The organism is Ralstonia sp. 25C (genome assembly GCF_051904805.1).
Lineage (GTDB): Bacteria > Pseudomonadota > Gammaproteobacteria > Burkholderiales > Burkholderiaceae > Ralstonia.
Window position 1 is genome coordinate 939,374 of sequence record NZ_CP196738.1, and the last position, 19,759, is coordinate 959,132.

Genomic DNA, 19,759 nt, shown 5'->3' on the forward strand with positions numbered 1-19,759 from the left:
AAAAGAAACGGGGCCGAGTGCCCCGTTTTTCTTTGGCGTGGTCCACCCCTTTGTGTTTCAGAACGTGTGGTTGATACCCATGCCGAACGCGGTTCGGCTATTCGCTCGCCCCCACAGGTTCTTGCCTTTGTTTCCCGCGCTCAGGTACACGTTGGTCCGCTTGGAAAACGCATACATGGCGCCCAGGCCGAAGAAATTGGCTTTGTAGTCTTGCTGCCGCCCATAGCCGGCACTCAAGGTCCAGACGCCCATCACGTATTTCGCAGCAACCGTGTATGAGCGATTCAAGACGCCGTTTGCCAAGGCTTCGCGATCATAGGCGGCCATCAGTTCGAGCGGGCCGATGGCGTATTTGCCTGCAAGGAAGACGACGAGGTTGTCGACTGGCGTGCGCTCCATGGAGGCCATCAGCGCAAGTGGCCCGCTGTTGTACAGCAGCGCGCCGGACAGGCTATGCGTCTTGTCGCCGTCCAGCCTTTCCACGCCGTACGACAAGTGCGTTGTGACGCCGCCGAACGATGGTGAATCGTAGAAGACCCCATTGTTCAGCCGCGCAAAGCTGACGCCCGTGGCGCTGAAATTCGGGTCGGCGGCGGCGCTGGCGTGCCACAACCACCAGGCGGGCGATGCGATGGTGTCGTAGTTGACCCAGGGGTCGAAATGCCAATCCTCCTGCCGCAGCGACGTGAGCGCGCGGCCAAACCGCACATGCCCGAAAGCGCCTTTCAAACCGACGGTGGATTCGCCGCCGAAGAACGATTTGCTGTCGTCCAGCGCACCGGTGTCCATGTGGAAGCGAGACGATAGGTTGAACGTGGCGGCCAGCCCGCTGCCGAGGTCTTCAGTGCCGGTCAGCGCCACATGGCTTCGGCTGATGCCGCCAACGTGCGTCGTATCGTCATCGCCGTGGAAGAGGCCGACATCCAGCGTGCCGGACAAGGTGATGGACGACTGCGCATGCAGCGGCATGGAAAAGGACGCCAGCGCGGCCAACGTCGCGAGGCGGTAGTGGGGCGTTGTTGTTGTCATGGTGGTCTCCTCGTATTCGGCCAATGGTGTTGGCTCTGCTCGGTACGGATGTATAGGTGTGAGCCTCCCTTCAGGCGTGTACTGCAAGCCTGGTCAGAACGTTGGTGGACGGAATACGAAGGGCGGGGAGCGCCGTTCCGAGTTTCAGTTGCGCCGCGGTGGCAAGGCGATCGCGCGTCCGGAATACGGCGGGGTCGGCGCGCCAGCGTGAAGCGCTGCGAACGCGGCAATGCGCTCCGCGACATCCGCATCAAATGGTGTGGAAGCTGGGCCGCGCGTGTCGACGTGCAACAGCATCTGCTCGCTGATGGCGACGGCGTCTTCTCTGTCGTCGGCAAACATCTCCAGATACAGCTGGATGCGCTTGGCATCGTGCGCAACCACGCGCGCATCCACACGCACCTGCGCGCCTTGCTTGATCTCGCGCAGATAGTGGATGTGGCTCTCCAGCGTATAGATGGAGCGCTGGCGCGCACGCCGCACCGCATCGGTGAGCCCAATCCGGTCGATGAACGCATCCACGGCGAAGCTGAAGATCAGCAGATAGAACGCGTCGCGCAGGTGGCCGTTGTAGTCCACCCATTCCGCGCGCACGGTGTCATGGTGGACGGTCGTGTGGGACATGTCGTCAGGCCTCGAACGGCATGCCGTGGCGTGCCTTGACGCGGGTGATGGCGTCGATGACTTCGATGATGCACTCGTCGCGATAGTGCTCCAGTAATTTGATGCTGCGCCCGGCTTGCTGCTCGGTGGTGCCCGCAACAACACGGTCGATCAAGGTGTCGGTCAACTCGGGCGCAATCAGCTTGGTCCATGGCAGTTCGAGCGCGGGGCCAAACTGCTGCATGAAGTGACGCATGCCGGCATCGCCGCCCGCCAGTGTGTACGTGAGGAAGGTGCCCATGAACGACCAGCGGATACCCGCGCCAAAGCGGATGGCGTCGTCAATTTCGCCCGTTGTGGCCACGCCGTCGTTGACGAGATGCAGCGCCTCACGCCAGAGCGCTTCCAGCAGCCGGTCGGCGATGAAGCCCGGCACTTCCTTGCGAACCTGCAGCGGGCGCATGCCGAGTGCGCGGTAGATCTGCAAGGCCGCGTCGATGGTCTCGGGCGCGGTGTGTTTGCCGCCGAGTACTTCCACGAGCGGCAGCAGATACACCGGGTTGAACGGGTGACCGACGATGCAGCGCTCCGGGTGCGTGGCGTGTGCATAGAAATCGCTCGGCAGCAGCCCGGACGTGGATGACGCGATGATGGCCTCGGGTTTGGCAGCGCCGCTAATCTGCGCGTGTAACTCCAACTTCAGCGATTCGCGCTCGGGCGCGCTTTCCTGGATGAAGTCAGCGTCTTTGACGCACGCTTCGATGGTGGTGAAGAAGCGCAAGCGATCCGGCGATGCGCCGGGCTTCAAACCAACGCGTTCGAGCGCGGGCCACGCGTTGGCGATGTTGTCGCGTAGGCGTTGTTCCGCGCCGTCAGCCGGGTCCCAGACGTGCACGTCGAGCCCATGGGCCAGCGCGCGCGCGACCCAGCCGCTACCAATGACGCCGGTGCCGATGGCGGCGAATGTCTTGATCGTGGTGAGGACGGTCATCTCGTATGTGGTGCGTGAGGGTGGCGATGGGTCAGGCGAACTCGGCGCGCGTCTGCGCCTGCTTGTCGAGCAGGCGTTCGCCGCGCGGCGGCAGGCCGAGCTTGCGACGGCCTTCGGCGGGCGTGAGCACGCGGCCGCCCAGTCGCTCGATGATTTCGCGTGCACGTTGCACCAGCGAGCCATTGGATGCCGGTACGCCGCGGTCCAGCCACAGGTTGTCTTCCAGGCCCACGCGCACGTGGCCACCCAGCAGCATCGCCTGCGCGACCATTGGCATCTGCATGCGGCCGATGCCGAAGCCGGCCCAGTGCGCACCGGGTGGCAGGTTGTCGACCATCGCCTTCAGGGTGCCCGTGTCAGCCGGTGCGCCCCAGGGAATGCCCATGCAAAGCTGGAACAGCGGGGGTGCATCGAGCAGCCCTTCCTTCAGCAATTGCTTGGCGAACCACAGGTGGCCGGTGTCGAAGATTTCCAGCTCGGGCTTCACGCCCAATTCCTGGATGCGCTTGGCGCCTGCGCGTAGTTGTGCGGGGGTGGAGACGTAAATGAAGTCACCGTCTCCAAAGTTGAGCGTGCCGCAATCGAGCGTGCAGATTTCCGGCAGCAGGTCCTCCACATGCGCGAGGCGGGTGAGGCCGCCCACCAGATCGGTGCCCTGGCCGAAGCGCATTGGGTCTTCACCCGGGCCGATTTCGAGGTCGCCGCCCATGCCGGCGGTCAGGTTGATGATGACGTCGGTATCGGCCGAGCGGATGCGGTCGACCACTTCGCGATACAGGTTCGGGTCTCGGCTGCCGCGCCCGGTTTGCGGGTCACGCACATGGCAATGTGCAACGGTGGCGCCGGCCTTGGCGGCTTCGATGGCAGCGTCGGCAATCTGCTTGGGGGTAACGGGAATGGCAGGGTGCTTGCCAACAGTGTCGCCGGCACCCGTGACAGCGCACGTCACAATGACTTCGAGGTTCATGCTTTTGCCTCTTCAGAAAGGTTGAAATGCGTCTTGTGGCCGCTTACAGGCCGAGCGACTTTTTGACGGCGGGCAGGCCCTCTGCGCCGTCGTAGGTTTTGACGCCCGACAGCCATGCCTCCAGCGCTTGCGGGTTGCTGCGCAGGTACGCGCGTGCAGCATCAGCGGGCCGGGCCTTGTTCATGACGGCCTGCATCAACTGGTTTTCCATGTCGGTGGTGAAGCGTAGGTTTGCGATGAGCTTGCCGGCGTTCGGACAGCGTTGCAGGTAGTCGGGCGCGGTCAACGTGTAGACGCGCGATTCACCAAAGTTGGGCCCGAACACGTCGTCGCCGCCCGTCAGATAGTTCATGCGCAACATCAGGTTCATCGCATGCGGTTCCCAGCCGAGGAACACGACCCACTTCTTCTCACGCACGGCGCGCTGCACCGTCACCAGCATGCCGGCCTCGCTGGATTCGACCAGCTTGAAGCCGCCCAGCCCGTACTGGTTGGCGTCGATCATCTTCTGGATCTTGGCGTTGGCGCTGCTGCCTTTTTCGATGCCGTAGATCTTGCCGTCCAGCTCGGTGCGGTACTTGGCGATATCGCTGAACGACTGCAGGCCCGCCTGATGCGTATAGCTGGGCACGGCCAGCGTGGCCTTGGCGCCGGACAGGTTCGGCGTGTCGATCTGGTGGATGGATTGCGAATCGAGGAAGGGCTTGATCTGCGCCTGCTGCATTGGCCACCAGTATCCGAGCGATACATCGATCTGTTTGCTTTTCAGCCCCGCAAACGAGATGGGCACCGACGAAATGGTGGTGCTCGGCTTGTAGCCCAGCCCATCGAACAGCAAGGAGGCGAGCGCGGTGGTGAGCGTGATGTCGGTCCAGCCGATGTCAGAAAAGCGCACCGCCCGGCAGGCGGCCGGTTCTTGCGCGGCGCTCGGCAGCGGCACGGCCATCACGGCAATCAACGCTGCGCCGGCGGCGATCTTCAGGCTTGGTTTCATGGTGTCTCCCCATTCTTGTTGTGGGTGGGTGTGCCGCAACGCGGGCACCCCATGGGCACCAAAGTACCGAACCGCATGCCGGGCCAAGCGACCTCACGCGACATGTTCTGGCCTGTGAGCGACACTGCGTGAAAACCATGAGAGGCCAGACACTTCAATGCGCACAAGCCTTCTGGAACAATGAAATGCCATGTCGGCTTGCCTGCATGCGCCAATTCTTATTCTTGCCATCGACGATGACGGAAGCGTTCCATTTCCTGCTGCTGCCGGGGTTTTCGGCGCTGGGGTGTATGTCGGCCATCGAGCCGTTGCGCGTTGCCAACCGCTTCCGCCCGGCGCTCTATCACTGGCATCTACTGAGCGTGGATGGCGACAGCGTGGTCGCCAGCAATGGCGTGCCGTTTGCTATTGAAGCCGCGTTCGCGCAGATCGGCCCCGTGAGCAACGTCTTTGTGATTGCGGGGTTTGATCCGCTGGCCTGCTACACGCGGGAACTGGGTGAATGGCTGCGCGCGCAGCAGCAGGCAGGCGCTGCCATCGGCGGCATCGATACGGGCACCTTTGTTCTGGCGGAAGCGGGGTTGCTCGCGCCCACGGATGCACCGACCCTGCACTGGGAAGCGCTGGCCGCATTTCGGGAGCGCTATCCCGCGCTGAAACCTACGGACGAACTGTTCGCGATTGGCGCGCGCTTGATGACCTGTGCCGGAGGCACTGCATCGATCGACATGATGCTCGACCTGATCGGCCAGCAGCACGGCGCCGATTTGGCCGCGATGATCTCCGAACAATTTGTGGTGGACCGCATTCGGCAGCGCTCAGACCATCAGCGGTTGGAAATTGCTGCGCGTTACGGTGTGCACAACCGTAAGTTGATTCAGGTGATTGGTTTGATGCAGCAGCATGTGGAAACGCCGCTTGCTTCTGATGCGCTGGCCAGCGCCGTCAACATCACCCGTCGCCAGTTGGAGCGATTGTTCAGTGGACTGCTGCGGCAGACGCCGGCGCGCTTCTACATGCAGCTGCGGCTGGAGCGTGCGCGCGAACTCGTGCAGCAAACGGAGATGACGATTACCGCGGTGTGCGTCGCATGCGGGTTTGAATCTCCATCGCATTTTTCGCGGGCGTATCGGCAGCAGTTCGGTTGCAGCCCGCGTGAAGATCGGCAGCCGGTGTGAGCGTTAGCGGGCGGTGTCGTCTGATATACGGGCGCGCTGTATCCGCACCCGCACCGCATCCAACCCTTTGCCCACATCCAGCACCGCATCGTCCGCAAACACGCCTTGCGCCAGCCGTGCCAATGCGCCGCCGCCGGGCACTTCCACCGCCATGCGCGCGCCGCGCTCCAGCGCATGCCGCAGCGTGTCATGCCACAGTACGGGCCGTGCCATGTTCCAGGCCAGATCTTCGGCGATGACGTTAGCGCGGAAGAGCGCCCGCGCGCGGCTGCTGCTCACGTAGGTGATCTGCGGCGTGTGGGAGGTGACTTTTGCAGCGGCAGCGGCCAGCTCGGCGGCCTGCGCGTCGAGCAATGGACAGTGCGACGGCACCGGCATGCACAGCCGCGTCGTCTTCGATACCCCCTCGGCTTGCGCGCGTGCCACCACCTGCGCGAGTGCCGCATCGTTGCCAGCCACGACGATCTGCCGCTCGGCATTCAGGTTGGCGACGTAGGCGGGGGTCGTTACGGAGTTGACCTGCGCAACGATGCCGCTGACCTGCGGCTCTCCCAACCCGACGATGGCCACCATGCCGTAACCGCTCGGGTAGGCGTCTTCCATGAGCTGCGCGCGCAGGCGGACGAGCCGCAGTGCATCGCTGAAGTCGAGCACACCCGCCATCACCGCTGCTGGCCATGCGCCGATCGACAAGCCGGTCACCATGTCGGGCGCTGCGTCTTGATGAACGAGTGTTCGCGCCACGGCCACACTCGCAATCAGCAGGCTGAGTTGCACGGCAACGGTGGAGCGCAGCGCGTCTGCTGTGTCTAGCGTGAGTGGATCGATGCAGAGCACGTCGCCCGCTTCATCGAGGGTTTGCGCGGCTGCCGCATCCGGCGGTAGGGCATGCAGCATGCCGACGCGCTGGCTGCCCTGACCAGGAAACATGAACAGGATGCTCATGCGCACGCGCTCCAGGGGTCGGCGACGAGGCGAGGGCCGTGATCGGTCTTGAGCATCGTCTGGCGTGGCGAGGTGAGCCACTCGCGCAGCGCAAAGCCGCCGTGGCCGGTGTCGATCTGCAGGTCGACGCGGCATTCGGCTTCGTTCAATAGGTGCGCGAGGTGATCGCGTTGCTCGATCGATGGGGCCTGCGGCATACGGACGACGAGATCGAGATCGCTCTCCGCATGGAGCACGGGCACGCCGCTGGCGAGCGCAAAGCCCGCGCCGCCGGTCGGGCCCCACGCCCATCCGAGTGCGTTGAGCGTGGGCGCCAGCGTGCGCAACGTGCGGAGTGCGGCCAAGGGTGTGTCGTACGCGATGTCCATGACGTTGGCTGCCAGGGCTTCCGGCGTGACTGCGCGCGTGATGGCGCTGGCGGGGACACTGGCTGCACAGCGCTCGCTGCGTACGCTGCCGCGCAGGCCCAGCGGAATCGAGCCATCCGGCCCGCGCGGCGCCCGGCGCACGACGACCGGCGCGCCTTGCAGGCAAGCGGCGATCGCCCAATCCGGCAGCGGTGCGTCACCTGCCGCTGTGGGCATGTCCGACACCCACAGCAGATCGTGCGCGCGCAGCATCGGATGTGTCATCGCACCAGAGCCTGCGTTGCCAGGAACAGGATCGATGGCCCGAGCAGGCAACCCAGGCCCGTGTGGAACGTGGCCACCAGCGCCCCGTAGGGCACCAGGCGACGATCCGTAGCGGCCAGCCCTGCCGATACGCCGCTGACGGTACCCGCCAGCCCGCCGAACACCATCGCGGCGCGCGGGTTGTTCAGGCCCAGTGCCTTTGCCGCGAACGGTGTGCCGACCATCACGAGGATCGCCTTGATGAGGCCCGTGGCAATCGACAGGGCCATCACGTCGGAGCTTGCGCCCAGCGCTGCGCCCGTCACCGGGCCGACGATGTACGTGACCGCACCGGCGCCGATGGTGGTCATGCTCACCGCATCCGTGTAGCCGAATGCACGCGCCACGCAGGCCCCGACGATGAACGGCAGGATCGTGCCCAGCAGCAGCGACACGGCACCGATCAACCCAGCCTTGCGTGCTTCGGTCACCTGCACCTCAAAGGCGGTGGCCACGATGGCGAAATCGCGCAGCATGGCGCCACCCATCAGGCCGATACCGCCGAAGAGCTTCAGGTCGGCCAGGCCGCGTTCACCGCCGGTCTGCATGCCGCCCCAGTAGGCCAGCACCAGCCCGATCATGATGGCGATGGCCGAGCCGTGTACGCGGCCGAAGGTGAGCTTTTTCGACAGCCACATCGATAGGCCCATGACGATGCCGACCAGCGCAAACGCCGCAACCAGCCCGTTGTGCTGCAGAATTTTTTCTAGCATTGACAGCATGGTGGGTCTCCTCAGGCGCTGGCTTGTTCGGTTTCGGACAGCGGCGGCAGGGGTTGCCGGTCTTCTGCGCTGCCGGTGCGGTTGATGAGGGCGATGCAGATGCCGCACACCACCACCGCGCCAATTGCGCCGAGCAGTGCGACGGGGCCGCCGCGCATGGCGGTCACCACGTTTTGTGTGGCGGCCATGGCGACCACCACGGGGATGTACATGGCGCCCCAGAAGGAGACGCCGGCCTCGGTGGCGGCGGGCATCAGGCCGCGCTTGTGTAGATAGAGGCGCGCGAAGATGAGCAGCAGCATGGCGATGCCAACACCGCCTACGTTCGCTTTGACGCCGATGGCCTGGCCGAGTAAATCGCCCAGGAAGAGGCCGGCTATGTGGCATAGCGCCAGCAGGGTTGTACCGTAGATGATCATGGTTTTGTCTCCTGTTCTTGGTGAACTTTGCGGCGGTTGTTTTGCCGTCTGGTTTTTTGTTGGTGGTGCATCCCTTGTTTCACCCCCTGCCGGGGGCGACTCACTTTCTTTGTCTTGCCAAAGAAAGTAAGCAAAGAAAGGCGCGCCCGAGATGGCGAAAGACTCCTTGAATTTCCGTCGCAGGGAGGGAAGGGAGGCAAACTCGCTTCGCTCAAACAGGCCTCCCTTCTTTTTCCTCCCTGCAACAGAAATTCAAGGCGCCATCTAGGGCAGGTACGTCAACGGCCAAACCGTCGTGGCGCATGTGGGGGCGCCGGGTTATCTCCTGTTTGGTTTGTTAAGCATTCCACTGCGCGCGCAGGCGCTTGCGCACTGCCGCGGAGGCGCTGCGCAACGGCGCGCCGAGTCGGCTCTCCAAACCGCGCGACGGATCGGCTTCGATGTCGGCCAGCGCTGCTGCGAGTGCGGTCTGTACGGTGTCGATGTCGCTGGCTTCGGGGGCGTCTGCCGATTTGATCTTCAGCAGCTTCCACAGCAGGCCGAGCGATGCAAAGCTGGCGATGTCGTAGGCCATGGGTGGGATCTCCTGCGCGAGGCGTTCCAGGTCGGCCACCGAGCGCAGCGTGACGCGTGCTGCTGCTGCCTTGCCCATGGCATGCACCATCACTTCCGCGTCGTCGAGTGCGATCAGGCGGTTGGCTTGGTAGCCGTGTGCGAGCAATGCGCCCGACATGGCGCGGCCGACGATCAGGCCGATGACGGGGTGGCCGGCCAGTCGTGCGGTGGCGTAGGCGTCTGCTGCTGCGGCGAGTGCCAAGTGGATGCCGTAGGCCTCTTCGCGGCGCCCATAGGCTTGGCTGGCGACGTCGATGACGGCGACGATAGCGCGCTTCTGATCGCTACCGGCATCTGCTGCCACGACATCGTGCACGGCACGCGCGAGCTGCCACCCTTCGACGAGGCCGACTTCACCATTGCGTGCGCGGGGGAAGCGGTTTTCGGCATCGGGCACAACGGCGATGTAGCGCGCGGGTTGGTCGGCGAGGGTGCCATCCACGACTTGCAGGGTGCTGCCGTAACCGGCGACGGGCGTGCCGTTGGCGAGCGCGCGCATCCAGGTGGTGCCGCGCGTGGAAAGTGGGGTCTGGCTCATGCTCGATCCTTTGCTGCGTGCGTTCCGTAGCGCGTGCGCACATCTTCGGCGGTGACTTGGCGCGTGGTGTCGACGGCGGCGAGGCGATCGAGGTACAGGTCGATCTGTTCGCTGCGCTGGTGCTTGGGTGCGCCGGCGCGCAGCCACTCGATGACTTGCGCACGGATGGCGATGGAATCGTCTTCGATGCAGACATCGGCCAGGCCCGTCGCGGTGCGTTGCTCGCCGCCGGTCAGGCTCCAGATGAAGGGGCGGTCGCGCGAGTCGTATTCCTCAATACCGGCTTCCTGTTCGATCACCTGCGGGCCGTTGAGGCCGAGGCGCGCTTCACGCGTCATCAGCAGGTAGCTGCACAGGCCGGCAGCGATGCTCATGCCGCCAAAGCAGCCGACGACACCTGCGGTAATGCCGATGACCGGGCCGTACTCGCGCAGCGCTCGGATGCCTGCGTGGATTTCGGCAATGGCCGCCAAGCCAAGGTTGGCTTCCTGCAGCCGCACACCACCGGTCTCAAAGACGATGACGGCGCGGGTGGCAATGCCGTTGCGGTTGTCTTCCGCTGCCAGCTCCAGCGCGCCGGCGATCTTGGCGCCGGACACCTCGCCCATGCTGCCGCCCTGGAAGGCGCCTTCAATGGCGAGCACCACAGCGGGCTGTCCGCCCAGCGTGCCGCGCGCCACGACCACGCCATCGTCGGCTTGCGTGACGATGCCCTGGCGCGGCAGCCACGGAGATGTCAGTTGCTCGAACGGATCGAGCAACTCGCGGAAGGTGCCGGGGTCGAGCAGGGCGATGGCGCGGCGGCGCGCATCGCGTTCGATAAAGCTGTCGCGTTCAATCGGGTTGCGTGACATGGCTTCTCCTTACGACTGTTGAAGCGCTTCAAGCGCTTGCTCAAGCCGCAACCGCACCACGGCCGGTGTCGCGCCGAAGTCGTTGATGGTGATCTTGGCGGCAGGCCATGGATGCGAGCCGAACACGCGCGCAAGCTGCGCCTGCCACGTGGCGCTCATGCCGTTGACAGAGGTGGTGATGGCCACGTCGATCTGGCCGGCGTTGCCGGGGGTCAGCAGCACTTCCAGGTCGCCAGAGCCGACCACGCCAGCATATGCACGGCGGCCGGCGGGTGCGCCGCCGGTGAATTGGAAATCAAGTTGCTCCATGTTCGGTTTCCTGATGAGCGGATGCGATGTCGGATGCGTGCGCATGTTCGTGTACATGCGCGGGCAGGCGGTCGAGGAATAGCGTGGCGGCCAGCAGATCGGCGGCACCGCCGGGAGACACGTGCAGTGCCAGCATGTCTTGTTCGAGCAAGCGGAAAGCGCGGCGGCCCTGCGACGTGGCAAGACCACCTTCCACGCGTACCGTTGCCGCCCCGGTTTGCACGACGCGCAATGCATCAGCACCACCGCGTGCGAGCACGCAGGTGTCGTCCAGCGTGGCCATGATGGCCAGCAGGGCATCCACGCGTGCGTGGTCTTCGCGCAGGCCTGCCGCGCGTGCTTGGTGCAGCGCAGGCAATGCCACCTTGATCGCGTGCGGAAAGCCTGCGCACGCTTGGCCCTTGGCTCCGCCGACGCCGTAGTGGTTGCATGCGCGTTCGCCCTTGTGGCCGGTGGAGACGGGCGCGAAGCGGTCGGGGATGTTGGCTAGGCGTGCGGCGCGACTCGCCACAGCGGCTGCCTCCAACGCATGCGGCGCTTGCGCGGCCGCCGTCACCAGCAGGCCGAGCGCCCAGATGGCGCCACGGTGCGTGTTGATGCCACCGGTGGCGTCGAGCATGGCCGCCTCGCCGTCGCGGCCCAGACGACCGATGCGTTCGCGCAGCGCCAGCGGCGAGTCAATCTGCGCGCCGGCCAGCGCCATGGCTTCAAACGCAGGGCGCAGGGTTTGGGCCGAATGCACCATCAGCGTCCAGTCGAGGTCGTGATGCGCGCCGTTGCTACGCACATCCACGAGACCGGGTTTGGGCGATAGCGTCACCTCGTCGATGAGGGCAGATTCCACGAGCGCTGCAAGCCTGCGTGCACGCGCTTTTGGGCTGGCGGGCAGGGGCCGGTTCAGGGTCTTTTCCATTACCAGCTCCGGAAGCGTGCAGGCGGGTCGTACAGGCCGCCGGACCATTCCACCAGGTCGGCGATGCTCTTGGCGGCGAGCAGCTCGCGGCTGGCATCGCTGCGGCGCACGTCGAGGTCTTCTGGCAAGGCGATCAGGCCATCGCGGCGCATCTGCTCGGTTTTGGACGGATCGTGCCGCAGGCCGATGGAGGTGACGCCGGCCACCGCCGCGATCATCGCGCGCCGCTCTTCCAGCGAGCGCGCCTTGTAGAGATAGGCAATGCCGTCTTCGGTCAGCAGGTGGGTAACGTCGTCGCCGTAGATCATGACGGGCGCGAGCGGCATGCCGCTTTGCTTGGCGACCGACACGGCATCGAGCGTATCGACAAAGGTCGGCTTGCCGCCTTCCTGGAAGGTTTCGACCATCTGCACGACGAGCTTCTTGCCGCGTTCCAGCATCGTCACGGGCTCCGTCATGTCGAGCCACGCGGGCGTGGCATGACGGCGGCCGCGCGGGTCGTGGCCCATGTTGGGCGCGCCGCCAAAGCCAGCCAGGCGGCCGCGCGTGACGGTGGACGAATGTCCGTCACCATCCACCTGCAGCGTCGCGCCGATGAAGAGATCCACCGCGTACTGCCCGGCCAACTGACACAGCATGCGGTTCGAGCGCAACGAGCCGTCGCGCCCGGTGAAGAACACATCGGGGCGCGCGGCCACGTAGCGTTCCATGCCCAGCTCGGTGCCAAAGCAATGCACGCTTTCCACCCAACCCGATTCGATGGCGGGGATCAACGTCGGGTGCGGGTTGAGTGTCCAGTTGCGGCAGATCTTGCCCTTGAGGCCAAGGCGTTCACCATACGTCGGCAGGATCAGCTCGATGGCGGCGGTATTGAAGCCGATGCCGTGGTTGAGTGACTGCACGTTGTGCCGCTGGTAGATGCCACGAATGGCCATCATCGCCATCAGCACGTGCACGGGCTTGATGAGGCGCGGGTCACGCGTGAACAGCGGCTCGATGTAGAACGGCTTGTCGGCCTGCACGATGAAGTCGACCCACGAGCCGGGAATATCGACGCGCGGCAGGTCCGCCGGGTCATCGACGATCTCGTTGACCTGCACGATGACGATGCCATCCGAGAATGCGGCGGGCTCGACCAGCGCGGGCGTGTCTTCCGTGCTCGGGCCGGTGTAGATGTTGCCCTGGCGGTCGGCCTTGAAACCGGCCACCAGCGACACGTTAGGGATCAGGTCCACCACCAGTCGCGCATACAGCTCGATGTAGGTGTGGATGGCGCCAACTTCCAGCAGCCCGTCGGCCAGCAACTGGCTGATGCGCAGGCTCTGCGGCCCTGCAAACGAGAAGTCGAGCTTGTGCGCGATGCCGGCTTCGAATAGGTCCAGGTGCTCTGCGCGGCTCACGCTCGGCATGATCATGTGCAGATCGTGCAGGCGCTCGGGGTTCACCTTGGCCAGCGAGCGCGAGAGGAAATCCGCCTGCTTCTGGTTGTTGCCCTCCAGCACGACACGGTCGCCCGGGGCGAGCAGCGCTTCCAGCGCGGCGACGATATCGCTGGTGGGGATGACCTTGCCGTTGGCGATGCGTTGGGCGGCGGTCAGGCGGCGTTCCTTTTCATCGCGCCGCCGCCGCCACTGGGGCGGGATGGGTGCATTGACCCCGTTTGCCGATTGGGTGGGCATCGGTTGCATGGGTGGCGTCTCCAGCCGTGTTTGATTTGATGCCCTGTACCGTAGGCCGGAAAAAGGTGCACTTCAATCAACCTAGGCGCGGTTTCATTAACTTGAAGTTAATGAAACAATGGGTAAATCTGATAGCAGCGCACCCACAGAACGTGCGCGGAGGAGACCCTGCCGTGGCAATCGATGAAGACATCACCCTGAAGAAGCTGGAGGTGTTCCAGTCCTTCATGACGCTGGGCAACATGGCGCGCGTGTCCGAAGCACTCGGGCAAAGCACGGTGAGCGTGCACCGCGCGCTGCATTCATTGGAAGAGGGACTGCGCTGCCCGCTATTCAAGCGCGACGGCCGCAAGCTGATCCCGCTGTCCACCGCCTACGTGTTTGCCGAGCATGTGGAACGCATCCTGGCCGAATGCGAAGCCGGTGTGCGCCGCACGCGCGAGGCGGCGGGGTTTTCGTCGACGACGCTGAAGATCGGTGGGCTCTATTCGATGACGGTCGGCACCCTACCGCGCATTTTTGCGGGCCTGAAGACGCGCCGCTCCGCACTCGACATCGAACTCACGCTGGGTTCGAACCGCAGCCTGCTGGCCAAACTGGAAGACGGCCAACTCGACGCAATCGTCATTGCACTGGGTGAGCCGCTGCGCAATCCCGATCTGCTGACCGTGCCGATGTTCGATGACGAGATTCTCTTTGCCGCGCCGCTCGCCTCCCCGTATGCCGCATCGGCGGAGATCGACTTGCAGACGGTACGCAATGAAAAATTCGTCGCACTCGGCGATGACTTCGCCACGTACCACGACTTCATGGCCGCCTTCGACAAGGCCGGCTTTGCTCCGCAGATCGCGCTGCGCGTGGGCGATATCTTTTCGCTGATGAACCTTGTGAGCGGCGGTATCGGCTATGCGCTGCTGCCGCGCCGTGTGGCGGATTTCAGCCCCAAGGTGCAGCTGGTTCCGCTGGCGGCGCGCTATGCGGTCAGCCAGCACATCGTGCTGGTGATGCAGCGGAATCGGGAGCGGGATCCGAATCTGTTGGCGTTGTCGGCGGAGTGCAGGTTGTTGGGCGCGCGGTGAGCTGCAATCTCCGACTGCTATTGCCGCAAGCCAAACAACCCCTGCCAGAACGACTCGAACGCACTGGTGTGCCGCTGGGGCGTCGTCGCTTCGTCAGCCTTTGACCCCAACGCTTCATCGGAGGTTGCGGTCGCCTCGGTGTCAGGCGCGTCTGCAACCGACACACTCGCTCGCCGTGCCTCCTGCATCGCCCACACGCTATCCGCGATGCGCGCAGCCAGTTCCGTCTCGCAATCCCGGCCGAGCAGCACGCCGAATAGCGTGTCGCGGTTGTGGCCGTCGTCTGCAAAGCGCATGGCGATGGCGACCATCTTCTCGTAGTGCTCTTGCGCAATGCGCTCACGTTCGCGTTGCGCTTCGCGCTCCTGGGCTTCCTGCGCTTCGCGTTCGGCTTGCCAGCGCTGCATTTCTTGCGCGAAGACTTCGTCGTACACGCGGCGCTGTTCGGCGTCAGAGAGGATGGCGTAGGCCTCGCGGATTTCCTGGAACGCCGCATACGCTTCGGCTTCGCGGCCAGGGTTGCGGTCGGGGTGCCACTTCATCGCGGCGCGGCGGTAGGCGCGCTTGATTTCGTCCAAAGTCGCGTCCGGCTGTACGCCGAGGGTCGCGTAGATGGTCGTCATGGGAGGGGGCGGCTGCCGGGGGAAGGGCCATCCTAGCATGGGGGTGTAGGCGCCCGATGGCTAATGGTCCATGCGGATGTATCGACGGCGCAGGCGCTCATCTCTTCGAATGAGTCGTGTTGACCCCGCGTCGCTGCGCAGCGCATGCTGCCATGGAGTTGTCACTCTTGGGGGTGCGTGCCGTGGCAACGAAGTCATCCGGCTTTTCTAAAGCAGTCGCCTGCCGGCACGGTGGTTCAGAAGGCCGCGACCAGACGCTGCTGTATTTCGGTTGCCTGACCCTGTTCATTACGCTGGCGACACCGGCCGGTTATCTGGTGGATATCCAGACGTCGTATCTGCTCAAGAACCAGTTGCATGCTACGGCGGCGCAGATTGCGATGTTTCGGTTGGTGACGGGCATCCCGGTGTACGTCGCTTTTGTGTTTGGCCTTGCGCGTGACCAATGGAATCCGCTGGGATTGCGCGATCGCGGTTTCTTTCTGTTGTTCGCACCGGCCACTGCGGCGGCGCTCATCGGGATGGCATTGTCGGGGCTCTCGTACCCGGCGTTGATGGTGGGGATGCTGCTGGCCATGCTGTCGTCCCGATTTGTCGCCGCGGCGTATCAGGGCTTGATTGCACTGGTGGGCCAGGAGAAGCGCATGTCGGGGCGGCTGAGCGCACTGCTGAACGTGGTCAGCACGCTCCCCGTTGTGGCAAGTGCGTTTGCCTCTGGATACATCTCCGATCATCTCGCCCCGAGACAGGCGTTTTTTCTGGCGGCGGCACTCGCGTTATTGGTGGCACTGCTTGCGCTATGGAAGCCGGCTTCCGTGTTCGGCCATGCGTATGAGGCACCGCAGGCCCGAGGTGCAGACTTCATGGCGAATGTCCGACGGCTGGCGAGGCATCGGGCCGTCTACCCCGCGGTGCTCATTTGCTTTGTGTGGAACTTCGCGCCAGGCGCAGCCACACCGCTGCAGTTCTATCTGACGAATACGCTGCACGCTTCCGACGCCGTCTATTCGTACTACAACGGGATCTTCGCGGCCGCGTTCATCCCGACGTTCCTGCTGTATGGCGTGCTGTGCAAGCGTGTGGCGCTGAACAAGCTGCTGTGGTGGGGAACAATCATCGCCGTGCCGCAGATGGTGCCGCTGGCCTTCATTCACTCGGCCGACCTCGCGCTCGTGCTGGCGGCACCCATCGGGCTGATGGGTGGTGTGGCAACGGCCGCGTACTTTGACCTCGCCATGCGGTCTTGCCCGCCGGGCTTGCAGGGTACGTTGATGATGCTGGTGGACGGCGTGCTCGCGCTCTCCGCGCGGGCGGGCGATCTCCTGGGCTCGCACATCTACAACAGCAGCCCCACGTATGGGTTTGCGTACTGCGTGATGGCGACCACCGCCGTGTATGCGCTGATCCTGCCGTTGATCGCGATGGCACCGAAGGCGTTGATTGCGACTCGGGATGGTGAGCCGAATTCGGAGGTCGAGGCCGAGGCGCGGCGTGAGGTTCAGGAGAACGAGCCGACCGTTTGATTCGCGGCGGATCACCCAAGGAAAACGCCCTGAGCTGCCAGGGCGTTGCTGACGCAATCACATTTGCCTCACGTCACAGTCAGCGTCCCATTCATCGTCTCGTGCCCAGAGCCGCAGAAGATGTCGCACAGAAAATCAAACGTGCCCGTCTTATCGGGCGTGAGCGCGAGCCGTACCGTCTGCCCCGGTACGACGTCTGCGCGCACGTTGAAATCCGGAATCGCAAAGCCCATCAGGATGTCCTGACCGGTCAACTCGAACACCACGGGCACGCCGCGCTTGAGGGTGATCTTGTCGGGCGTGAAAGTGAACTTGCGCGCGTGCACGCGAATGACCTGCGGGCCTTCGCCGTGGGCTACACAGGCCAGCGCGGCACCGGCCGCCAGCACGGTGAACTGACGCAGCGCCAGACGTCGCTTGGGGTTGTGCGTAAGTGTGAGATTGGCGGGCATGTCAGGTGGTCTCCGGGGTCTTGGTTGTGGTGGCTTGAATGGGTTGCTCAGCCAGCGCCCAGGTGGCTGCGTCCTGTTTGCCCTGCTCGGTGATGCTGCGCCAGCCCAGGCCGCGATACGGTTGTGCGGCATCCCACGGCACCGGGTTGCGCTTGGCCTGCGAACCCGGCGCGGGTGGTGCAGGCAGCGGGAACATCAGCGAGCGCGCGGAGTGGTGTGCGATGTGCCCAGTCATGTGGTGGTGTTCCTGATGGATGTGCCCATAGAACACCGTCACGTTCGGGTGCGGCATGAGCAGGTCGATGACCTGCTGCCCGTCGCGCGTGGCCCAGTCCCATTGCGGGTATAAGTCGAACAGCGGACGGTGCGTGAACACGACAATGGGCGTGTGCTCGGGCACCGAGCGGATGTCCGCTGCCAGCCACGCGAGCTGCGCGTCGCCCACGCGGGCCGATGGGTCCGACACGTTGTCGATGGCGATGAAGTGCACGCCCTTATGGTCGAACGCATAGTGCGTGCGGCCGAACAGTTCGATGTAGGCGGCGCCGTTGTCGAGCGAGGCGTCATGCTCGCCGGGCATGTAGTGCACGACCGGCACTTTGATCTGCGCAGCAATGTCGCGGAATTCCCGCAGGCGCTTGCGACGCTCATCCGGGTCGTCGCTGATGTGGGATAGGTCGCCCGTGAAGATGACGAAATCCGGCGCGGGCGACAGGGCATTTACGGCGGCAATCGCCTTGGGTAGCGTGCCCTGCGCATCGGGGTTGGGCGCGCCCTTGAAGCCCCAGTGGGTGTCCGATAGCTGCACGAAGTAGAAATCGTCTTGCTTGGCGCCGGCGGCACGGGTGGTCGCGGCCATCGCCTGCCAGCCGGGTAGGCCAGAGGCGTAGACCAGACCGCCGACCGCGGCCAGTTGCAGGAACTGCCGTCGTCCGGGTTGCTTGCTCATGGGGTGTCCCCTGCGGTAGTTCGCTGAACGATTAGCTGAACTAGGTCGTTGATCCAGCGCGATGGCGAGGAGCGCGCGCCGGTCCTGTCTGTCATACCGGCCGGGGCGGGCGCTTATTCCCTCAAGACACGAAGAAACGCGCGTTTCAACAACATTTCTTCGGCGCGGGAATAAACTGGATTGCACCCCGGTATACGGAGGTCAACTGCCTCCAGGCCGCCATGCCCGACCTGTCAGACTCACCGCTCGATCTGCCGACCGACGCCCAGCGCTTTGCGCAGGCGGTGCTACCGCATGTCGATGCCGCCTACAACCTGGCGCGCTGGCTCTCGGGCGACGCGCAAGACGCCGATGACATCGTCCAGGAAGCCTGCCTGCGCGCGTTCCGGCTGTTTGGCGGATTCCGCGGCGGAGACGGCCGCCCGTGGCTGCTGGCCATCGTGCGCAACACGTGGTTCTCGGAATGCGCGCGCCGCAAGCAGGCCCCGGCACAGCCTTGGAATGACGAAATGGCCAATACGGCCGACATGGCCGGCGACGAAGCGGGCAGCTACGGCGTCGACCCCGCCGCGTTGCTTGCCCGTATCGACGACGTCCGCCGCGTGCATGCCGCGCTGGCGCAGTTGCCGGTGCCGTACCGCGAGGTGATCGTGCTGCGCGAGTTGGAGGACCTGCCATACCGCGACATTGCCGCGGTGGTCGACGCGCCCATCGGCACGGTGATGTCGCGGCTGGCCCGGGCGCGGCAGCAGCTTGCGCGGCTGCTGACCGAAGACCACGCACCACCGCGCACCAACGTGACGCCCATCCGTGCATCGGGTGGCGTAGGAAATAGCACCAAGGAGGCCCGCTATGAGCTGTGACGACATCCGCGCGCTGTTGGCTGCTCGCGCCGATGGCGAACTCGGCGCGGCCGACAGCCTGCGCATGGACGCGCATCTAGCCACCTGCGGCGCCTGCACCCAGGTTGCCGCGCACGACGATGCCGTGGTGCGCGCGCTGCGCCAGGGTTTGCGCGCGCCCGCGCTGTACGTCAAGGCGCCCGCCGATCTGGCCGCGCGCGTGTGGGCGGCCGTGCAGGTGGAAGCGGGCGCGCCGGCTGCAGTGCGGCCGCAGCAGACACATGGCAGCGAATCCCCATGGCGGCGGTGGGTCGGCTGGCTCGTCACGCCCAACAGGGGCATCGGCTGGGGCCTTGGCGCAGGTGCACTGGCCGCGATGGCCGCAATGATGTTGTGGATTGGTGTGCTGGTTGGCCGGCCCGATACTGCTGCGCTGACGGCGCACGACATCACCGCCAGCCACGTGCGCGCGCTGTTGGGTACGCGTGAGACGGATGTGCTGTCCTCCGATCGCCATACCGTCAAGCCGTGGTTCAACGGCCGCATCGACTACGCGCCCCCCGTCACCGATCTGGCGGCGCGGGGTTTTCCGCTCATCGGCGGGCGGCTCGATTACATCGATGGCCGACCGGTGGCGGTGTTGGTGTATCGCGCGGCGCAGCATCCGGTTGACTTGTACGTGCGCCCCGAAGCCGGAGGCGATGCCGAACCCGCATTGCGCACCGAACGCGGCTATCAGTTGATGTATTGGCGCAGCGCCGGCATGGGCTATTGGGCCATCACCGATGCATCGGCGGAGGTGGTGCAAGCGTTTGCCCATGCGGTGCGCGGAGGCTGACGCATCAGTTGCAGCGTTGACCTCGC

22 protein-coding genes are annotated in these 19,759 nt (G+C 64.8%); 5 read left to right on the forward strand and 17 right to left on the reverse strand.

Going from position 1 to position 19,759, the window contains the following annotated elements; genetic code table 11:
- Nucleotides 1-57: 57 nt before the first annotated feature.
- From ACS7SF_RS22630 to ACS7SF_RS22650, 5 genes are all read right to left on the reverse strand, one after another.
- Nucleotides 58-1,029 (reverse strand): porin, encoded by a 972-nt coding sequence (locus tag ACS7SF_RS22630; protein WP_439894357.1) that lies wholly within the window; start codon nucleotides 1,027-1,029, stop codon nucleotides 58-60.
- Nucleotides 1,030-1,173: 144 nt separating this feature from the next.
- Nucleotides 1,174-1,653, reverse strand: a complete 480-nt coding sequence (locus tag ACS7SF_RS22635; protein WP_439894358.1) for a thioesterase family protein — start codon at nucleotides 1,651-1,653, stop codon at nucleotides 1,174-1,176.
- A 4-nt stretch (nucleotides 1,654-1,657) separates the two neighbouring features.
- Nucleotides 1,658-2,623, reverse strand: coding sequence for an L-carnitine dehydrogenase (locus ACS7SF_RS22640; RefSeq protein WP_439894359.1), 966 nt, complete (start codon nucleotides 2,621-2,623; stop codon nucleotides 1,658-1,660).
- A 31-nt stretch (nucleotides 2,624-2,654) separates the two neighbouring features.
- Entirely contained in the window at nucleotides 2,655-3,590 is a 936-nt protein-coding gene (locus ACS7SF_RS22645; protein ID WP_439894360.1) for a 3-keto-5-aminohexanoate cleavage protein, read from the reverse strand.
- A gap of 43 nt (nucleotides 3,591-3,633) precedes the next feature.
- Entirely contained in the window at nucleotides 3,634-4,584 is a 951-nt protein-coding gene (locus ACS7SF_RS22650; RefSeq protein WP_439894361.1) for a choline ABC transporter substrate-binding protein, read from the reverse strand.
- A gap of 236 nt (nucleotides 4,585-4,820) precedes the next feature.
- Between ACS7SF_RS22650 and ACS7SF_RS22655 the strand changes: the two genes are divergently transcribed.
- Complete coding sequence (locus tag ACS7SF_RS22655) at nucleotides 4,821-5,762, forward strand: GlxA family transcriptional regulator (RefSeq protein WP_439894457.1); 942 nt, start codon at nucleotides 4,821-4,823, stop codon at nucleotides 5,760-5,762.
- Nucleotides 5,763-5,765: 3 nt separating this feature from the next.
- Here ACS7SF_RS22655 and mdcH read toward each other — a convergent pair whose 3' ends face one another.
- From mdcH to mdcA, 9 genes are all read right to left on the reverse strand, one after another.
- Nucleotides 5,766-6,707 (reverse strand): malonate decarboxylase subunit epsilon, encoded by a 942-nt coding sequence (gene mdcH, locus ACS7SF_RS22660; RefSeq protein WP_439894362.1) that lies wholly within the window; start codon nucleotides 6,705-6,707, stop codon nucleotides 5,766-5,768.
- Nucleotides 6,704-7,339, reverse strand: a complete 636-nt coding sequence (locus tag ACS7SF_RS22665) for a malonate decarboxylase holo-ACP synthase (protein WP_439894363.1) — start codon at nucleotides 7,337-7,339, stop codon at nucleotides 6,704-6,706. Before ACS7SF_RS22665 ends, mdcH begins: the two co-directional genes overlap by 4 nt.
- On the reverse strand, nucleotides 7,336-8,100 hold the full coding sequence (gene madM / locus ACS7SF_RS22670) for a malonate transporter subunit MadM (protein ID WP_439894364.1): 765 nt from the start codon (nucleotides 8,098-8,100) through the stop codon (nucleotides 7,336-7,338). Before madM ends, ACS7SF_RS22665 begins: the two co-directional genes overlap by 4 nt.
- Nucleotides 8,101-8,111: 11 nt before the next feature.
- Nucleotides 8,112-8,519: a malonate transporter subunit MadL gene (gene madL, locus ACS7SF_RS22675; RefSeq protein ID WP_439894365.1), complete on the reverse strand. Its 408-nt coding sequence runs from the start codon at nucleotides 8,517-8,519 to the stop codon at nucleotides 8,112-8,114.
- 337 nt (nucleotides 8,520-8,856) lie between these two features.
- Complete coding sequence (gene mdcE / locus ACS7SF_RS22680) at nucleotides 8,857-9,672, reverse strand: biotin-independent malonate decarboxylase subunit gamma (protein ID WP_439894366.1); 816 nt, start codon at nucleotides 9,670-9,672, stop codon at nucleotides 8,857-8,859.
- Nucleotides 9,669-10,526, reverse strand: a complete 858-nt coding sequence (locus tag ACS7SF_RS22685; protein WP_439894367.1) for a biotin-independent malonate decarboxylase subunit beta — start codon at nucleotides 10,524-10,526, stop codon at nucleotides 9,669-9,671. Before ACS7SF_RS22685 ends, mdcE begins: the two co-directional genes overlap by 4 nt.
- A 9-nt stretch (nucleotides 10,527-10,535) precedes the next feature.
- Nucleotides 10,536-10,835 (reverse strand): malonate decarboxylase subunit delta, encoded by a 300-nt coding sequence (locus ACS7SF_RS22690; RefSeq protein ID WP_439894368.1) that lies wholly within the window; start codon nucleotides 10,833-10,835, stop codon nucleotides 10,536-10,538.
- On the reverse strand, nucleotides 10,822-11,748 hold the full coding sequence (locus tag ACS7SF_RS22695) for a triphosphoribosyl-dephospho-CoA synthase (RefSeq protein WP_439894369.1): 927 nt from the start codon (nucleotides 11,746-11,748) through the stop codon (nucleotides 10,822-10,824). The genes ACS7SF_RS22690 and ACS7SF_RS22695 overlap by 14 nt, the downstream gene beginning before the upstream one ends.
- Complete coding sequence (mdcA, locus tag ACS7SF_RS22700) at nucleotides 11,748-13,436, reverse strand: malonate decarboxylase subunit alpha (protein WP_439894370.1); 1,689 nt, start codon at nucleotides 13,434-13,436, stop codon at nucleotides 11,748-11,750. The genes ACS7SF_RS22695 and mdcA overlap by 1 nt, the downstream gene beginning before the upstream one ends.
- A gap of 164 nt (nucleotides 13,437-13,600) precedes the next feature.
- On the opposite strand from mdcA, the gene ACS7SF_RS22705 reads away from it, so the two are divergent.
- Complete coding sequence (locus tag ACS7SF_RS22705) at nucleotides 13,601-14,506, forward strand: LysR substrate-binding domain-containing protein (RefSeq protein WP_439894371.1); 906 nt, start codon at nucleotides 13,601-13,603, stop codon at nucleotides 14,504-14,506.
- A gap of 17 nt (nucleotides 14,507-14,523) precedes the next feature.
- Here ACS7SF_RS22705 and ACS7SF_RS22710 read toward each other — a convergent pair whose 3' ends face one another.
- Nucleotides 14,524-15,129, reverse strand: a complete 606-nt coding sequence (locus tag ACS7SF_RS22710; RefSeq protein WP_439894372.1) for a J domain-containing protein — start codon at nucleotides 15,127-15,129, stop codon at nucleotides 14,524-14,526.
- Between the two features lie 182 nt (nucleotides 15,130-15,311).
- On the opposite strand from ACS7SF_RS22710, the gene ACS7SF_RS22715 reads away from it, so the two are divergent.
- Nucleotides 15,312-16,652, forward strand: coding sequence for an MFS transporter (locus ACS7SF_RS22715; protein ID WP_439894373.1), 1,341 nt, complete (start codon nucleotides 15,312-15,314; stop codon nucleotides 16,650-16,652).
- Between the two features lie 68 nt (nucleotides 16,653-16,720).
- Here ACS7SF_RS22715 and ACS7SF_RS22720 read toward each other — a convergent pair whose 3' ends face one another.
- Together ACS7SF_RS22720 and ACS7SF_RS22725 are read right to left on the reverse strand one after the other, a co-directional pair.
- The gene (locus tag ACS7SF_RS22720) at nucleotides 16,721-17,104 is read right to left on the reverse strand and encodes a cupredoxin domain-containing protein (protein ID WP_439894374.1); all 384 of its coding nucleotides are present in this window, start codon (nucleotides 17,102-17,104) and stop codon (nucleotides 16,721-16,723) included.
- A 1-nt stretch (nucleotide 17,105) separates the two neighbouring features.
- The gene (locus ACS7SF_RS22725) at nucleotides 17,106-18,053 is read right to left on the reverse strand and encodes a metallophosphoesterase family protein (RefSeq protein WP_439894375.1); all 948 of its coding nucleotides are present in this window, start codon (nucleotides 18,051-18,053) and stop codon (nucleotides 17,106-17,108) included.
- A 221-nt stretch (nucleotides 18,054-18,274) separates the two neighbouring features.
- On the opposite strand from ACS7SF_RS22725, the gene ACS7SF_RS22730 reads away from it, so the two are divergent.
- Together ACS7SF_RS22730 and ACS7SF_RS22735 are read left to right on the forward strand one after the other, a co-directional pair.
- Complete coding sequence (locus tag ACS7SF_RS22730; RefSeq protein WP_439894376.1) at nucleotides 18,275-18,916, forward strand: RNA polymerase sigma factor; 642 nt, start codon at nucleotides 18,275-18,277, stop codon at nucleotides 18,914-18,916.
- Complete coding sequence (locus ACS7SF_RS22735) at nucleotides 18,906-19,733, forward strand: anti-sigma factor family protein (RefSeq protein ID WP_439894377.1); 828 nt, start codon at nucleotides 18,906-18,908, stop codon at nucleotides 19,731-19,733. Before ACS7SF_RS22730 ends, ACS7SF_RS22735 begins: the two co-directional genes overlap by 11 nt.
- Nucleotides 19,734-19,759: the final 26 nt, after the last annotated feature.

Excerpts from the sequence above, each read along its gene's own strand:
- ACS7SF_RS22630 (WP_439894357.1), bottom strand. The coding sequence starts at position 1,029 with ATGACAACAACAACGCCCCACTACCGCCTCGCGACGTTGGCCGCGCTG.
- ACS7SF_RS22635 (WP_439894358.1), bottom strand. The coding sequence starts at position 1,653 with ATGTCCCACACGACCGTCCACCATGACACCGTGCGCGCGGAATGGGTG.
- ACS7SF_RS22640 (WP_439894359.1), bottom strand. The coding sequence starts at position 2,623 with ATGACCGTCCTCACCACGATCAAGACATTCGCCGCCATCGGCACCGGC.
- ACS7SF_RS22645 (WP_439894360.1), bottom strand. The coding sequence starts at position 3,590 with ATGAACCTCGAAGTCATTGTGACGTGCGCTGTCACGGGTGCCGGCGAC.
- ACS7SF_RS22650 (WP_439894361.1), bottom strand. The coding sequence starts at position 4,584 with ATGAAACCAAGCCTGAAGATCGCCGCCGGCGCAGCGTTGATTGCCGTG.
- ACS7SF_RS22655 (WP_439894457.1), top strand. The coding sequence starts at position 4,821 with ATGACGGAAGCGTTCCATTTCCTGCTGCTGCCGGGGTTTTCGGCGCTG.
- mdcH (WP_439894362.1), bottom strand. The coding sequence starts at position 6,707 with ATGAGCATCCTGTTCATGTTTCCTGGTCAGGGCAGCCAGCGCGTCGGC.
- ACS7SF_RS22665 (WP_439894363.1), bottom strand. The coding sequence starts at position 7,339 with ATGACACATCCGATGCTGCGCGCGCACGATCTGCTGTGGGTGTCGGAC.
- madM (WP_439894364.1), bottom strand. The coding sequence starts at position 8,100 with ATGCTGTCAATGCTAGAAAAAATTCTGCAGCACAACGGGCTGGTTGCG.
- madL (WP_439894365.1), bottom strand. The coding sequence starts at position 8,519 with ATGATCATCTACGGTACAACCCTGCTGGCGCTATGCCACATAGCCGGC.
- mdcE (WP_439894366.1), bottom strand. The coding sequence starts at position 9,672 with ATGAGCCAGACCCCACTTTCCACGCGCGGCACCACCTGGATGCGCGCG.
- ACS7SF_RS22685 (WP_439894367.1), bottom strand. The coding sequence starts at position 10,526 with ATGTCACGCAACCCGATTGAACGCGACAGCTTTATCGAACGCGATGCG.
- ACS7SF_RS22690 (WP_439894368.1), bottom strand. The coding sequence starts at position 10,835 with ATGGAGCAACTTGATTTCCAATTCACCGGCGGCGCACCCGCCGGCCGC.
- ACS7SF_RS22695 (WP_439894369.1), bottom strand. The coding sequence starts at position 11,748 with ATGGAAAAGACCCTGAACCGGCCCCTGCCCGCCAGCCCAAAAGCGCGT.
- mdcA (WP_439894370.1), bottom strand. The coding sequence starts at position 13,436 with ATGCAACCGATGCCCACCCAATCGGCAAACGGGGTCAATGCACCCATC.
- ACS7SF_RS22710 (WP_439894372.1), bottom strand. The coding sequence starts at position 15,129 with ATGACGACCATCTACGCGACCCTCGGCGTACAGCCGGACGCGACTTTG.
- ACS7SF_RS22720 (WP_439894374.1), bottom strand. The coding sequence starts at position 17,104 with ATGCCCGCCAATCTCACACTTACGCACAACCCCAAGCGACGTCTGGCG.
- ACS7SF_RS22725 (WP_439894375.1), bottom strand. The coding sequence starts at position 18,053 with ATGAGCAAGCAACCCGGACGACGGCAGTTCCTGCAACTGGCCGCGGTC.
- ACS7SF_RS22730 (WP_439894376.1), top strand. The coding sequence starts at position 18,275 with ATGCCCGACCTGTCAGACTCACCGCTCGATCTGCCGACCGACGCCCAG.
- ACS7SF_RS22735 (WP_439894377.1), top strand. The coding sequence starts at position 18,906 with ATGAGCTGTGACGACATCCGCGCGCTGTTGGCTGCTCGCGCCGATGGC.